Here is a 13,826-nt window from a genome sequence, read left to right on the forward strand (position 1 = left end):
GCGCGCCGCCTTGCCCCGCGGCCGGCGGGCGGCTATCACCGCTGCAGTTCATCGCCCGGCGGGAGAGCGGATCAGCGTGCTGTCATCCTTGTTCCAGAAATTTACCCGGCGGGAGCCCTTTGCGGCTCCGCAGCCGGAAGAGCCGCTGTGTGTCATCGGTGATGTGCATGGCTGTTTTCCCCAGCTGATCAAGCTGCTGGAAAAGGTGCCGCCCGGCCATCGCTGCGTTCTGGTTGGCGACTATATTGACCGGGGAGAGCAGAGCGCCGAGGTGCTGCGCCATCTGAGCGGCCGGGAGGATCTGACCTGCCTGATGGGCAATCACGAGGCGATGCTGCTGGAGTTCCTGGAGGAACCCGCCCGCGAAGGCGGGCGCTGGCTCCGCAATGGCGGGCTGCAGACGCTGGCCTCTTTCGGCATCCGCGGGGTGCGGCCGCTGATGAACGGGACGGAGCTGGAGGACTGCCGGGACCGGCTGCTGGCGGCAATGGGGGCGGAGCTGACCGGCTGGCTTGCGCAGCTGCGCACCTCGGTGCTGTCGGGGAATGTCCTGATCACCCATGCCGGCGCGGACCCGGAGAAACCTGCAGACCAGCAGGAGGATGCGGTGCTGATATGGGGGCACCCGGCCTTTCTGCGCCGCCGCCGCCGCGATTCCGTCTGGGTTGTGCACGGGCATACGATCGTCTCCCGCCCGGCTGCAGAGGACGGCCGGATCGCAATTGATACGGGCGCCTTTGCGGGCGGCCCCCTGTCCGCCGTTTGCCTGGACGGCACTGCAGCCGCATTCCTGGAAGCGCGGCCCTAGGACCTTGAGACCCCAAGGCCTGATCCCGGCCGCCAGCCGGCAAAGATCCGGAGAGACACGCCCGGCGGATTTCCGCAAATTGCGCCTTGTCCCGGGACCTGTTAATCCTGCCGGAAGTGACTTAGCCATTTATTATAGAGGTTGTACCGATGAAAACCGCCCTGACTGCCGCAAGCACCTTTTTCTTTGCCAACTGCGTGGCGCTTTCCGCCGCGGTTGCGGCACCTGGCAATGGCAATGGCAATGGCCATGGGGTCGGCAACGGCAACGGCGGCGGCGGCGGCCATGGTGTGCCCGAAATCGACGCTGGCGCCGGGCTGCTTACCGTGGCAGCCCTCGCGGCGGCCCTGGCCCTGGTCTGGGAAGTGAACCGCCGCCGCCGGGCCTGAAGCAACGCAAGCCCCTGTCTGTTCAACTGGTGCGCTGCGCATTTGCGAAACAGGCCCGCTCCATTTCTCTCCGGGCTTGCGAACCGGGTTCCCCGGCATTTCTGAGACCGGACACCGGATCTCCGGCATAAAAACAGCGACGCAGGCGTGATCCGTTAACCATCGCCATAAATCTGCCGAAAATACTACTTAAATTTAAGGAAGGCTGAGCGTATGAAACGGGCGCCCGTCAGACAATGCGGGCGGCTGTTTCGTTAAAAAAACAAAACTGACCGAGTGATTGACCATGCAGGATCTTGTACAGGCTGGGTTTTATGGCGAGGGGGCTGCTGCCCCGCAGGCATTCCGCAAGACACCGTTCGGCGTCTATTCCAGGGGGGGCAAGCGGGTCTTCGATACCGGTTTTGCGCTGCTGCTGCTGCCCGTTCTTGCCCCTGTCATCCTGCTTTTGTGGATCCTTGCGCGCCGCGATGGCGGCCCCGGCTTCTTCGGCCACACCCGGGTCGGGCGGGACGGCAGGCTGTTCAAATGCTGGAAGGTGCGCAGCATGGTGGCGGATGCCGAGGCCCGGCTGCAGGCGCATCTGGATGCCGATCCCGCAGCCGCTGCCGAATGGGAGCGCGATCACAAGCTGGCCAATGATCCGCGCATCAGCCGCCTGGGCCATGTCCTGCGCAAGACCAGCCTGGATGAGCTGCCGCAGATCTGGAATGTGCTGAAGGGCGAGATGAGCTTTGTCGGCCCGCGCCCTATCGTCACCAGGGAACTGGCCAAATACGGCAGCAGCGCCCCGGCCTATCTGGCCCAGACGCCCGGCATCACCGGGCTGTGGCAGGTCTCGGGGCGCAACGATGTCAGCTATGAGGAACGGGTGGCGCTGGACGTCGCTTATCTCCGCCGCCGCAGCTTCCCCGGGGACCTGCAGATCATCCTCCGCACCGGCTCTGCGGTGCTTGGCAGGACCGGCCGCTGATTTCCGGCACCCCGGCGGCCAAGGCCACAGACCTTTCCTCTTGCAGCAACCGCGTGTATGCGGTGGTCAATGCGCCCGTTGCGCATATTCATTAATACGGTTTTGGACGCACATGAAACAAACGCCCCTGCAAGACGCATCTTTTTCTGTGCCGCACCCTGCCGCGCATGCGGCGGCAGAGGATGCCGTCGATCTCAGCGCCCTTTTTGCAACCCTGTGGCGCGGCAAGCTGACCGTATTGATGACCACCATCGCCGCCGTGCTTCTGGGCGGCTTCTATGCCTTTGTCGCAGCGGTGCCCAAATATACCTCGGGGGCTGTTGTGATCCTGGAAACGCAGCAGCAGAGCGTGGTCGACCTGCAAAGCGTGGTCAGCGGCCTGTCCGGCGATGCAACCGAGGTCAACTCGGAGCTTGAAGTGCTGCGCTCCCGCGGGCTGATGGGCAAGGTCGTCGACAAGCTCGGCCTTGTTTCCGACCCGGAATTCAATGCGGCCCTGCGCCCGCCGCCGGTCACCGCGCGGCTGGCAATGCTGGCGGCAGCGGCCCTGGGCGCATCGGGGGAGGCCCAGGGCATTCCCGAAGATCTGGCCCGGAAGCTGACCCGTGACGATGTGATCTCGGCGCTGCTGGACAGGGTGAGGGTCCGGAATGTGCCGCTGAGCCTGGTGTTCCATGTCATCGTTGAGACCGAGTCGCCGCTGAAATCCGCGATGATCGCCGACACCATTGTGGAACTCTACACGCTCAACCAGATCGAGGTGAAATTCGAGGCCACCGAACAGGCGACCACATGGCTGACCACCCGGGTTGCCGAACTGCAGGAGCAGCTGGAAGCGGCGGAATCCAAGGTCAATGAATTCAATACTGCCACTGCCCTGGTCTCGCCCGAGGCGCTGCAGGCGCAGGAGGTGCAGCTGAAGGACCTGCGCGAGCGCATCCTGATGGCCGGAACCGCGGCGGAAACCGCCCAGGCGCGCTATGAAGGGCTGCGCGATGCCGCCACCCGGGAGGCGCAGGCGGAGATCAGCCAGGACCGGCAGCTGCAGCGGCTGCTGGCGCAGCAGGACGGCGCCGCCTTTGACACGGCGTTCCAGCGGGTGCTGGCCCGGGCCGCCGTCGAAGCCCGCCGCAGCGCCCAGCAGGTGAAGACCCTGGTCCAGTCGGAAGCCGAACTGAGCAGCCAGATCGGCCGCCAGAGCGAAGACCTGATCACCCTGCAGCAGCTCAACCGCGAGGCCGAGGCGGTGCGGCTGCTGTATGAGTATTTCCTGATCCGCCTGAAGGAAACCTCTGCCCAGGAGGGAATCCAGAAGGCCGACAGCCGGATGCTGTCGCAAGCGGTTATTCCGCTGTCCCCGTCGTCGCCGCGCAAATCCAGGATCCTGGCTCTCAGCGGCTTCCTCGGGCTGCTGCTCGGCAGCGGCCTCGTGCTGCTGCGGGAGGCCCGCCGGAAGGGGTTCCGCTCTGCCCAGGAACTGGAACAGCAAACCGGTCTGAGCGTATTGGGGCGGATTCCGGTGTTTCCGGCCAGCGGCCGCCGCAAGGTGCTGGAATACCTCGCCGAGAAACCCTCTTCCGCCACCGCCGAGGCGGTGCGGAACCTGCGCACCTCCCTGATGCTGTCCAATGTCGACCGGCCGCCGCAGGTGGTGGTCATGACCTCCAGCCTGCCTGGCGAGGGCAAGACCACAAACTCGCTGGCGCTGGCGCAGAACTTCATCGGCATCGGCAAGAAGGTTCTGCTGATCGAGGGGGACATCCGGCGCCAGACCCTGACCGCCCAGCTCAGCAATGCGCCCTCCAAGGGCATCGTCTCGGTGCTGGCCGGAGAGATTTCCCCCCGGGACGCCATTGTCCGGGAAGACCTGCTCGGCTGCGATATCCTGGCGGGGGAGAAAACCACGGCCAATGCCGCCGATCTGTTTTCCTCCGAGCGGTTCCGGGACTTCCTGGAAGAGATGCGGCTGCAGTATGACATCATCCTGATCGACACGCCGCCGGTGCTGCTGGTTTCCGATGCACGGCTGATCGCCCGCAATGCCGATGCCCTCTTGCTGACGGTGAAATGGGACGACACCGCCGCGCAGGATGTCGCGGAGACCCTGCGTCTGCTGCAGACTGACAACCAGCGCCCGGCCGGTCTGATCCTGGGGCAGGTCAATCCCAGGAAGATGAAGCAATACGGCTTCAGCTATGGCAGCTACACGTCGGATTACTACGCCAACTAAGCGTCCGGCCTGAAGACCGGGGCCGGCGCCGGCGCATTGCAGCACAGGAAAACGGCGCCGCCGCTGAGGGCCGCGCCGTTTCGTTTGACGGTCTTCGTTCTGCGCAGGCCCCCTGGCCCCGCCGGCGTCAGTTGGTGCTGACGGTGCTGGTGGTGGAGGGGGTCGAGCCGCCGCCCGCCGCCGCGGCAAGGCCGGCCGCAGCTGCGGCGGCACCCAGGGCCGGGGCAATCAGCGGCACAAAGCCGGTGACGCCTTCTGCTTCAGCCGCGGCTGCGGCTTCGCCGGCGTCGGTCAAAGCGCCGGCGCAGGTGTCGTCATCATTGGTCTGGTTTTCTTCACAGTCGTCCTGGCTGGCCGTCTGGGCGGCAGCGCCGGTGACAGAAAGGGCCAGTGCCAAAAGGGTAATCCGGATCATCGTCAATCTCCTGAACCTATTCGCGGCCAAGCTATCATGCCCGGTTGCGCCTGAGAATGCTGCACCGCTGCAAAGTTGCCGCCCTGTGCCAAAAAACAGCATTTTCCGCTGCGGTGCCGGAACCGGGCAGCGGCCGGGAGCGGCACCCGCCGCGCCAGCGGCCCTTTCGCGCGGGCAAGGGTTGCGCTGCTGTCTCAAACAGGAAAAGAGACAGGCAGATTCGCCACAGAAAAGAGACATTTCGGGCCTTTTCGCCTGGCCGCGGGACAGCCTGCCGGAAAACGGATAAGGGAACACCGGGGCAAGTGATTTTAAAAGTGTTATGAGACAACGGATACTCCAGGGACGGCATTTGCTGCTGGCAGCGCTGGTGCTGGCGGCCCCCGCAGCCGTGAAGGCGCAGACCACCTCGAACTACGGCACACCGGGTCTGATCGAAACGCCATCGGCCGAAATGTATCCCGATGGCACCCTGGCCTTTACCAGCGGTGTGCTGGACCGGACCCTGCGGGCCACCATGACCTTCCAGATGCTGCCCTGGGTGCACGGCAGTTTCCGCTACGCGGTGATCGAGGGCTTCGACGGGCAGATCGGCGACCGTTTCGACCGCAGTTTCGATCTCCACTTCCTGCTGCGCGAGGAAAGCCGCAGCGCCCCGGCCCTGGCCCTGGGGCTGCGCGACTTCGGCGGCACCGGGATTTACGCCTCGGAATACCTGGTCGCCACCAAGACCTTCCGGGAGCGGCTGAAGCTCTCCGGCGGCATCGGCTGGGGCCGGATGGCGGGGCGGGGCAGTTTTTCCAACCCGCTGGGGGTGCTGTCGGACCGCTTCAAAACCCGTCCGGATGCCAGCGCCGGGGGGATTTCAACCACCGGCCAGATTGATTTCGGCAATTGGTTCCGGGGTGATGCGGCGCTGTTCGGCGGCGCCAGCTGGGCCTGGAACGACCAGCTGACCCTGCTCGCGGAATATTCGCCGGACCTCTATTCCCAGGAGCGGGACCGGATCGGCTTCGAGGCCGCAAGCCCGTTCAATTTCGGCGCCCGGTACCGGTTCGAAAACGGCACCCAGCTGACCGCCTCCTACATGTACGGCACCACTTTCGGGCTCAGCTACAGCTATTTCATCGATCCGCGCCAGAGCGTGGCGCCGGGCGGGCAGGGGGCGGCGCCGCCGCCCCTGCTGCCCATTGACCGCGTGGCGCTGGCCAGCTGGAACCTGCCGGACGGCGCCGCCGCCCCGGCCCGCCGCCAGCAGGTGCTGGCGCAAAAGCTGCAGCAGGAGGGGCTGCGGCTGGTCTATCTGGAAACCGATGGGGACAGCCTGCGCATCGGGGTGGAAAACAGCCGCTACGGCCAGTCCGCCCAGGCCATCGGCCGCACCGCGCGGGTGCTGGCCAACACCCAGCCGGCGCAGGTGCAGGGCTTTGACATTGCGCTGATGGCAAACGGGGTGCCGCTCAGCTCCGTGCGGATTGCCCGCAATGATCTTTATGAGCTGGAGCATGACCTGGACAGCGCCTGGCGCAGCTTTGCCCGGGCCGAGGTCTCCGACAGCATCTCCCTGGTCAAGGGCGGCTTCACAAGGGATGCCTATCCGCATTTCAGCTACCGCTTCGGCCCTTATCTGCAGGCATCTTTCTTCGACCCGGACGCGCCGCTGCGCTATGAAATCGGCGCCCAGCTGGGGCTGGATTACACGGCCGCCCCGGGGCTGACCCTGTCCGCCGGGCTGCGCCAGCCCGCAGCCGGCAACCTGGATGACAGCCAGCGCCAGTCCAACTCGGTGATCCAGCGGGTGCGCTCCGACTGGGGGCTTTATGCGCAGCAGTCCGATCTGCGCATCGAGCATCTGACCGCGGAATATATCTGGCGGCCCGGTGAAAACCTCTATGCCCGCGCCACGCTGGGCTATCTGGAAAGCATGTATGGCGGGCTGTCGGGGGAGATCCTGTGGTTCCCGGCAAACAGCCGCCTGGCCCTGGGGGCGGAGCTGAACTATGTGCGCCAGCGCGATTTCGACGTGCTGTTCGGCTTCCAGGATTACTCCACTGCCACCGGCCATATCTCCGCCTACTACGATCTGCCGGGGGAGTATCACGCCCAGGTGGACGCAGGCCGTTACCTGGCCGGCGATTACGGCGCCACGCTCACGCTGGACCGGGAATTTGCCAATGGCTTCAAGATCGGCGCCTTTTTCACCCTGACCACGGTGAGCTTTGATGACTTCGGCGAGGGCTCCTTTGACAAGGGGATCCGGCTGGAGATCCCGGTGTCCTGGCTGACCGGCCGCCCGTCGCGCGACCGGCTGGCCCAGGTGATCCGCCCGGTGCTGCGCGATGGCGGCGCCCGGCTCAACGTGCGCAACCGGCTGTATGGCGTGACCCGCGAGGCGCGCGCGCAGCAGCTGGTCAAGGGCTGGGGGAGGTTCATGCGATGAAACGCCTGTGGCCCGTGCTGTCCGTCCTGCTGCTGTTCTCTTGCGGCGAGGCAAAAGACGACCTCGACCTGCTGCGCGGCGCGCTGCAGCCCGATGCGCCCCGGTTCCACCCGCGTGCCTCGGCGCTGGCCTCTGTCCGGCCGATCCCGCCGCGGCTGGAGGTGGGGTTTCCGAGCCGCGGCCTGAGCGGTGTCATGCTCCTGGAAACCGAACGCAGGGGTGTGCAGACCTGGCTCACCGCCGATGGCGCCACCATCACGCTGGAGCAGGGGCTCCTCACCTCCGCCAAGGGCTTCGGCTCCGGCCTGGCGGGGTCGGATGTGCGCCGGAGCGCGGATCTGCTGCTGGCTGCGCAGCCAGGCACCGCGGAGCGGTTTCACAGCTTCCTCAATGGCAACGACCAGATCGAGCTGCATGCCTACAGATGCGAAATCACGCGCCTGGGGGCGGACAGCATCTTCCTGCGCGGCGTGCCGGTGCCGGTGCAGAAGCTGGAGGAGCGCTGCCACGGGCTGGCGGAAAGCTTCACAAATACCTATTGGATACGGCAGGGGGCGGTGCTGCAGTCCTCGCAGTGGACCGGCAGCTTCCTGGGCAACCTCTTCATGAAGACGGTGCCGGATGAGAATTGAATGTAAGTTGATTGGAGGACGCACCGTGCGCCGCATTTCCCTTGCCCTCAGCGCCCTGGCCCTGGCCGGACTGGCCTCCGGCTGCTCGGCCATCTACCGCAGCCCTGCCGTCAAGGCCGGCGTGTCGGAGGCCGGCAAGGTCCGGGTGGTGGCAATGACGCCGGAGACGGTGCTGGTCGCCAACCGCGCCGCCTATCAGCCGAAGACCCTGCCGGCCGTCTTCGGGATCTCTGCGGGCTCCGGTGCCGGCGCCAGCCCGCGCGGCCTGGGCGCCCTGCCTGATGCGCCGTCCTCCCAGGACGGCAGCCGCCAGGGGCTGCGGCTGGACCCGCCGCCCAGCGTCGACCCCGGCCCCTACACCATCGGCACCGGCGATGTGGTGACGCTGTCCACCCCCTCGACCCAGAACACGGTTGCCGAACTTTCAGGCCTGCTGGCGGCGCAGAACAGCCGCAACGGCTATACCGTGCAGGATGACGGCGCGATCAATATCCCGGATGTGGGCCGGGTGCGCATTGAGGGCCTAACCGTGGATGAGGCCGAGGCGCTGCTGTTCCAGCGGCTGGTGGAAAGCCAGATTGACCCGACCTTCAGCCTGGAGGTGTCGGAGTTTAATTCCCGCCGGGTTTCGGTGGGCGGTGCCGTCGGCAAGCCCGGCGTCTATCCGATCACCCTGACGCCGCTCACCCTGGGCGAGGCGCTGGCGGCCGCGGGATCGGTCTCGGTGGCGGATATCGACACCAGCTCGGTCCGGATCTACCGCGACGGCGCCATGTACCAGATCCCGCTGGAGGATCTCTATGCCCGCTCCGCTCTGCAGCGCCTTACCCTTCTGGCGGATGACTCGGTGTTTGTGGATACCGATTACGACCTTGATCGCGCCGAGCGCTACTTTGCCCAGCAGATCCAGCTGCAGCAGACCACCCTGGCAGGCCGCAAGGCTGCGATCGACGAGCTGACGGCCGCGCTGACCCTGCGCCGCGCCGACCTCAATGAGCGGCGGGAGAACTTCGCCCAGGCGCTGGAACTGGACGCGGTGGAGCGGGACTATGTCTATCTCAGCGGCGAAGTCCGCACCCAGGGCCGCTACACGCTGCCGTTCGGGCGCAAGGCAACGCTGGCGGATGCGCTGTTCGACACCGGCGGCGGCATCGCCAAGGAGACCGGCGACGCATCAGAAGTCTATGTGCTGCGCGCCTCGGACGACATCCGCGAGTTCGGTGCGGTCACGGCCTGGCATCTGAACGTGCGCAATGCGGCGCATCTGCCGCTGGCCGCCCGCTTCGAGCTGCGCCCGGATGACATCGTGTTCGTGGCGGAAAATCCGGTGACCCGCTGGGGCCGCACCGTCAGCCAGATCACGCCGTCGCTGATCAACGCCCCGATCAACGCGCTGAGCGATTAAGGACCAGACGGTGCTGCAGGGGTCCGGCTGGCTGCAAGCAGCCGGCCGGGCTGCCGGACGGGCTGAATGGAAAACCTGTTTCAGACCGAAGGCACTGGTGCGGCCATCCTGCGGTTGCGCAGAAGGCGTTTGGCAGCCATGACCAGAATGGCAAGAAGAACCCAGATGAGCAAAGTCCGGGATGTTCCCCAGTACAGCAGGCGCCCGAACTCCAGCAGCCCGACCATCCAGACAGGATAGATGAGCATCCCTGCCATGCGCCCGCATTGCACCAGCCGGTACAGGCGCCCCGAGAGGAACCCGTGCACAGAGAGCACTGCAATGCCCGCCGGGATGCCAAAGTCGCTGACCGTCATGCCGACCCCGGAAAAGAGATTGAACTCCGGGTTTCCGTAGCGCGTCAGCCCCCCCATGAAGGTTTCGCTCCAGAGGTTGGCCTGCAGGCTGTTGAGATAGCTGAACCCCGGCAGGGGAAGCTTGAAGAAGAAGGCAAGCGTATTCAAAGGCAGGCCTGTCGGCTCGAACCATTCAATCGAGATCGCGAGATTGTTGAAGGACGAAATATAGTAGGACAGAAACCGCGACGCGGAGAAATAGGCAATGTTGATGCCGAACTGGCTGTAGAAGTTCCAGGAGCGGAAATATTCGGTTACCCCGAAGAAGAAGATCACAACCAGGACAGCTGCCACCGGCAGCACCCGGTAGGACAGATGCCCCCGGTAGCGCGCAATGACATAGGCGGTCATGGCCGGAACCGCGCATTCCACCAGCGCCAGCCGCTCGCTCCAGATAAAGGACCGGTAGACTGCGAACACCAGCACCAGGGTGAGCAGTATTCTGTAAAATGACCGCGCCCGCCCCGCGCACAGCGTGATGCCGTAGCCGCAGACTGCCGCAAGCGCGACACCGAACTGCGTCATCGTGGTGATGCCGCTGATCTGATTGCCCAATTGCCTGCCGCTGTAGCCGCTTCCGGACAGGAACGCCGACAGCACGCCGGCATTCAGCGTCGGGCCCAGCCAGATCGCATAGGCAAGCGTCATCACCGCAAAAAAGAACAGGCAGGTGCGGCGGAAATGCACATGCTCCAGAACATAGCGCAGGCTGTCCTGAGCCTCCTGGCGGGGGGTCAGGCGCCCTGAAACCGACCGCAGGCCGAACAGCACCCCCAGAGAAAATGCCGTGATCCCTGCCCAGGCCACCAGCAGGTGCGGGAATTCAATCACCTTGCTGACGCGCATCAGGAGAAAATAGAGGTCCGCAGGCATGAGGTAGGAGAACCATGCCACCGCAGCCCAGACCGCCATCAGAAACAGCGGGTGCATCCAGTAAATCAGTTTCAACCGCGGCCACCCGCTGCCTGCTGCTCTGCCTTGGCCCGCCAGTATCCCTCCAGCCGCCCGCTGGCAACAGCCAGCTGATAGCGGGCGGTCACGGGCGCCCCCTGCAGCACCGACAGGCAGGCCCCGAATGCGGGGCGCAGCGCCCAATAGACCGCCCGGCGCCAGCCGTAGCCATGTTTGCGCAAGACATAGCCGAAACCGCGGGCATAGGTTTTTCCCTTGGCCAGGACATCGGGGCTGCTGCCGGCGATTTCGAACTCGGCATGATGCCCTGTCAGCGCGGGGTCGTAATACTGGCGGAAGCCTTTCTGCAAGGCCGCCAGGGACAGGTCCTGAACCTCGTTGGCCCCCCAGGGCGTGCCGGCGCCCGGACCGATCCGCTCATCAAATCCGCCGGTCTGTTCCAGAACCGCGCGTGTCAGGAACAGCACCCATTCGATCTGGGTGAACCATGCGTTTTCGCGGTCGACCCAGGCGGCGCTGCTCAGAAACCGCCCGTTGATCGAGCGCCCGTCAGGGGCGCTGGCGCGCCCGGAGACAATATCGCAGCCCTGTGCGTTCAGGACCGACAGGGCCCTCTCGATGAAATCCGCCGGATACCAGCAGTCATCGTCGGGAAAAAAGTAGATGTCGCCCGGGGTTTGCTGCCAGCCCAGGTTCCGGTTGCGGTTGACCCCCGGCACCGGCGCGTTGCGGAGATGGCAGAGCGGCAGGTCCGGAAACTCTGCCAGAACCGGCTCCAGCCTAGTGTCCGGGTTCTGGTCCACAATGACAATCCGGTCCGCCGGGCGCGACTGCGCGCCGAGGCTTTGCAGGAGCGGGGCCAGCTCTGCGGCGCGCCCCAGCGTTGCAATGACAGCAACAACTTCGGGTGTTTTCTCTGTCATCGGGCTGGTTCCCTTTCCGCCTGCTCCCGCAAGATACCTTCAGACCGGGCATAGGCCAGAGTCTCCGCATAGTCGCCTGCCAGATGCGCCTGCAACAGCGCTTTTGCAGCCTCAGGAAAATCCGGTTTCGCAGCGCTGCGCAAGCGCGCCCGCTCATAGCCTTCCCGCAAGCGTTTGCGCAGCGGCTCGGGCAGCATCCTGTTCACAGCCAGCCGCACCGGCGAATTCCGGTAGCCGTTCAGCACCCGCGTCACCGCTGGAAACCGGTCGACCGCATAGGCATTACGGGCAGCGGTTCCGCCGCCCGGAGCGGCGGCCTGGCGCATATCAATTCCCAAAAAGCCCTGAATATCATCCAGAACCCAGCCGAGGCCGGATCTGATGTCGCTGAAATGGTAGATCCTGAACCGGTCTCCAAAGGCCGCATGGAACGCCTTGACCCCCTCAAGATACTGCGAGCGCCTGATAAAGCGGTAATGCTCGCCCCACAGGATCTCCGGCCGGGCCATTTCCGCCTGCTCCCGCTGCAGCGCCTCGGGGAAGCTCTCTTTTACAAAGCCGTCCCTGACCCCCATCAGATAATGGGAATAGGCCCGAGACACCGGTTCGCGCAGAACGGCGATCACCGAGGCTTCCGGCTGCAGCCCGCGGATCCTTGCGGCGCATTCCGGAGACGACAGGTAATGGGTGCTGGCATCAACGGCATAGCGCGCGCTGCCCGCATCCGCATAAAGCGCGCGGTACTCTTCCAGGCTGGCGCAAGCGTAAAGCGGGACCTGCAGCGCGTCCAGATGGCGGGGCGTGCGGCCCTGAAAATGGAAATAGGCCGGCTCCTTGTTCTGTGCGGTGAACACATCCGGCGCCTGCCCCAGAACGTCGTGCAGAAAGGTTGTGGCGCTTTTGGGCGCGCCAATCAGGAAAAGGTTCGGAAGCCTCGTTTCAGCCATGCTGCTGCCCTCACCGCGGGTCATTGATCTGTCTCCGCCTGCCGGCGGGCCAGGCGCTGGCGCAGCTGGGAAAACTCCTCCGCCAGGGTCCGGCGCGCACTGGCGGCTGATAGTCCGAACACCCCCGGCGTCACGCCGGTCCGTTTGCGGATGCCCCACCACAGCGCCCCGTTCATTGCCCAGGAAATGGCGGCAACGGCACAGGCTGCCTGCAGCGCCGTGCCGGCCCAGGCCAGCACCAGGACCAGCGCCGCGGCAGCCGCCACGCCGATCACACTGCGCAGCCGTTCCTGGCCCTGCATATTCAGGATCAGCGCCGTGGGGCCCAGAACCGCCCAGCTGAGCTGCCCGGCCAGAAGCACGCAAAGCACCGGGTAGGCGTCCAGATAGGCGGGGCCGAACCCGGCCAGCAGGATCCAGCCGCCGGACAGCAGCAGCAGCCCGCCCAGACAGCCGCTGATCAGCATCAGAAGGCTGGCCCGGCTGACCTCTCTTTGCAGAGCCAGCCCGCTGGCCTGGGCAAGCGGCGGCGCAACGGCTGTCCTGACGGCATCCGTGATGAATGTTCCCAGCTGAGCCACCCGTTCGGCGGCCAGGAACATGGCCGCCATCTCCAGCCCGCCGGTCAGCCCGATCATGATCCCGCCGGCGCGCTGAAACACGATCAGCGATGCTTCTCCAGGCCAGACGGACAGGGCTGAGACCCAGTGCCGGCCTGCGGCGGCAGGCGCCGCACCGCCGCGCGGCAGCTGCCTGATCCGCAACTGCTCCCACACCAGCGCCGCCAGCAGGCCTGCCAGATAGCAGCCAAGCGCCATCTGCACCGAAACCGCCCCGGCCAGCGCCAGCCCCGACAGCAGAACGGCAGGCACCACAGTCCGGATGATGGATTGACCGAACAGCGCATCCCGCAGTTTCCCGGCGGCGCGCAGCGCATCCCGGTTCAACGCCATGAGCGCCGTGGCGAGGATGGCAAGCACAGTGGGAACCGCAATTGCAAACCCGCCGGTGACAGGCGTGTCAAACCGCAGGCCTGCCGCCGCCAGGAACAGGGCCAGCACAAGGAGGCCGCAGCCCAGAACCGTCAGCCGCGCTTCGCGCAGCAGTGCAAAGAAGGCGGGGTGCTGCCCTTGCTGCCAGTAGCGCGCGCCGAACCGCAGAAGGGCCACGTCATAGCCCATGGCCGCAGCCGCCCCTCCTGCAAGGATCACGTTGACTGCAAAGAACAATTGGCCGAAGTCGCCAACGGTCAGAATGCGCGCGCAGATCACCGTGAACAGGAGCCACAGGGCGGTGCCTCCGACGCGTAGGGCAAAGACGAGGGCGACGTTCAGAAACATCAGGGCTTATCCGCTGC

General features: G+C 65.5%; 12 protein-coding genes. 7 read left to right on the top strand and 5 right to left on the bottom strand.

Annotated elements, in window-relative coordinates; all coding sequences use genetic code 11:
• The 4 genes from RA26_RS13110 to RA26_RS13125 all read left to right on the top strand — a co-directional run.
• Nucleotides 1–808: metallophosphoesterase family protein (locus RA26_RS13110; protein ID WP_342586114.1), on the top strand; the 808-nt coding region annotated here is incomplete at its 5' end.
• Nucleotides 809–957: 149 nt separating this feature from the next.
• Nucleotides 958–1,197 carry a VPEID-CTERM sorting domain-containing protein gene (locus RA26_RS13115; RefSeq protein WP_039184253.1) on the top strand — a complete coding sequence of 80 codons (240 nt, stop codon included), beginning with the start codon at nucleotides 958–960 and terminating at the stop codon, nucleotides 1,195–1,197.
• Nucleotides 1,198–1,483: 286 nt separating this feature from the next.
• Nucleotides 1,484–2,170 carry a sugar transferase gene (locus tag RA26_RS13120; RefSeq protein ID WP_082015826.1) on the top strand — a complete coding sequence of 229 codons (687 nt, stop codon included), beginning with the start codon at nucleotides 1,484–1,486 and terminating at the stop codon, nucleotides 2,168–2,170.
• A 112-nt stretch (nucleotides 2,171–2,282) separates the two neighbouring features.
• Nucleotides 2,283–4,400, top strand: a complete 2,118-nt coding sequence (locus RA26_RS13125) for a polysaccharide biosynthesis tyrosine autokinase (RefSeq protein ID WP_039184254.1) — start codon at nucleotides 2,283–2,285, stop codon at nucleotides 4,398–4,400.
• 127 nt (nucleotides 4,401–4,527) lie between these two features.
• Here RA26_RS13125 and RA26_RS13130 read toward each other — a convergent pair whose 3' ends face one another.
• Nucleotides 4,528–4,815 (bottom strand): hypothetical protein, encoded by a 288-nt coding sequence (locus tag RA26_RS13130; protein ID WP_039184255.1) that lies wholly within the window; start codon nucleotides 4,813–4,815, stop codon nucleotides 4,528–4,530.
• A gap of 322 nt (nucleotides 4,816–5,137) precedes the next feature.
• On the opposite strand from RA26_RS13130, the gene RA26_RS13135 reads away from it, so the two are divergent.
• Genes RA26_RS13135 through RA26_RS13145 form a run of 3 tightly spaced genes read left to right on the top strand, consistent with a single transcriptional unit; the run spans nucleotide 5,138 to nucleotide 9,292 of the window.
• The gene (locus tag RA26_RS13135) at nucleotides 5,138–7,255 is read left to right on the top strand and encodes a YjbH domain-containing protein (protein WP_082015827.1); all 2,118 of its coding nucleotides are present in this window, start codon (nucleotides 5,138–5,140) and stop codon (nucleotides 7,253–7,255) included.
• On the top strand, nucleotides 7,252–7,887 hold the full coding sequence (locus RA26_RS13140; RefSeq protein ID WP_039184256.1) for a YjbF family lipoprotein: 636 nt from the start codon (nucleotides 7,252–7,254) through the stop codon (nucleotides 7,885–7,887). Before RA26_RS13135 ends, RA26_RS13140 begins: the two co-directional genes overlap by 4 nt.
• Nucleotides 7,888–7,912: 25 nt before the next feature.
• Nucleotides 7,913–9,292: a polysaccharide biosynthesis/export family protein gene (locus tag RA26_RS13145; protein WP_193747614.1), complete on the top strand. Its 1,380-nt coding sequence runs from the start codon at nucleotides 7,913–7,915 to the stop codon at nucleotides 9,290–9,292.
• Between the two features lie 80 nt (nucleotides 9,293–9,372).
• Here RA26_RS13145 and RA26_RS13150 read toward each other — a convergent pair whose 3' ends face one another.
• The 4 genes from RA26_RS13150 to RA26_RS13165 are packed head-to-tail and all read right to left on the bottom strand — an operon-like array spanning nucleotide 9,373 to nucleotide 13,809.
• On the bottom strand, nucleotides 9,373–10,635 hold the full coding sequence (locus RA26_RS13150; RefSeq protein WP_039184257.1) for an O-antigen polymerase: 1,263 nt from the start codon (nucleotides 10,633–10,635) through the stop codon (nucleotides 9,373–9,375).
• On the bottom strand, nucleotides 10,632–11,522 hold the full coding sequence (locus tag RA26_RS13155; RefSeq protein ID WP_052272424.1) for a glycosyltransferase family 2 protein: 891 nt from the start codon (nucleotides 11,520–11,522) through the stop codon (nucleotides 10,632–10,634). Before RA26_RS13155 ends, RA26_RS13150 begins: the two co-directional genes overlap by 4 nt.
• Nucleotides 11,519–12,493 (bottom strand): sulfotransferase, encoded by a 975-nt coding sequence (locus tag RA26_RS22135; protein ID WP_052272425.1) that lies wholly within the window; start codon nucleotides 12,491–12,493, stop codon nucleotides 11,519–11,521. The genes RA26_RS13155 and RA26_RS22135 overlap by 4 nt, the downstream gene beginning before the upstream one ends.
• Nucleotides 12,490–13,809, bottom strand: coding sequence for a lipopolysaccharide biosynthesis protein (locus RA26_RS13165; RefSeq protein ID WP_039184258.1), 1,320 nt, complete (start codon nucleotides 13,807–13,809; stop codon nucleotides 12,490–12,492). The genes RA26_RS22135 and RA26_RS13165 overlap by 4 nt, the downstream gene beginning before the upstream one ends.
• Nucleotides 13,810–13,826: the final 17 nt, after the last annotated feature.

It is taken from the genome of Leisingera sp. ANG-M7, assembly GCF_000813965.1.
Taxonomy (GTDB): Bacteria; Pseudomonadota; Alphaproteobacteria; order Rhodobacterales; family Rhodobacteraceae; genus Leisingera.

Excerpts from the sequence above, each read along its gene's own strand:
- RA26_RS13115 (WP_039184253.1), top strand. The coding sequence starts at position 958 with ATGAAAACCGCCCTGACTGCCGCAAGCACCTTTTTCTTTGCCAACTGC.
- RA26_RS13120 (WP_082015826.1), top strand. The coding sequence starts at position 1,484 with ATGCAGGATCTTGTACAGGCTGGGTTTTATGGCGAGGGGGCTGCTGCC.
- RA26_RS13125 (WP_039184254.1), top strand. The coding sequence starts at position 2,283 with ATGAAACAAACGCCCCTGCAAGACGCATCTTTTTCTGTGCCGCACCCT.
- RA26_RS13130 (WP_039184255.1), bottom strand. The coding sequence starts at position 4,815 with ATGATCCGGATTACCCTTTTGGCACTGGCCCTTTCTGTCACCGGCGCT.
- RA26_RS13135 (WP_082015827.1), top strand. The coding sequence starts at position 5,138 with ATGAGACAACGGATACTCCAGGGACGGCATTTGCTGCTGGCAGCGCTG.
- RA26_RS13140 (WP_039184256.1), top strand. The coding sequence starts at position 7,252 with ATGAAACGCCTGTGGCCCGTGCTGTCCGTCCTGCTGCTGTTCTCTTGC.
- RA26_RS13155 (WP_052272424.1), bottom strand. The coding sequence starts at position 11,522 with ATGACAGAGAAAACACCCGAAGTTGTTGCTGTCATTGCAACGCTGGGG.
- RA26_RS22135 (WP_052272425.1), bottom strand. The coding sequence starts at position 12,493 with ATGACCCGCGGTGAGGGCAGCAGCATGGCTGAAACGAGGCTTCCGAAC.
- RA26_RS13165 (WP_039184258.1), bottom strand. The coding sequence starts at position 13,809 with ATGTTTCTGAACGTCGCCCTCGTCTTTGCCCTACGCGTCGGAGGCACC.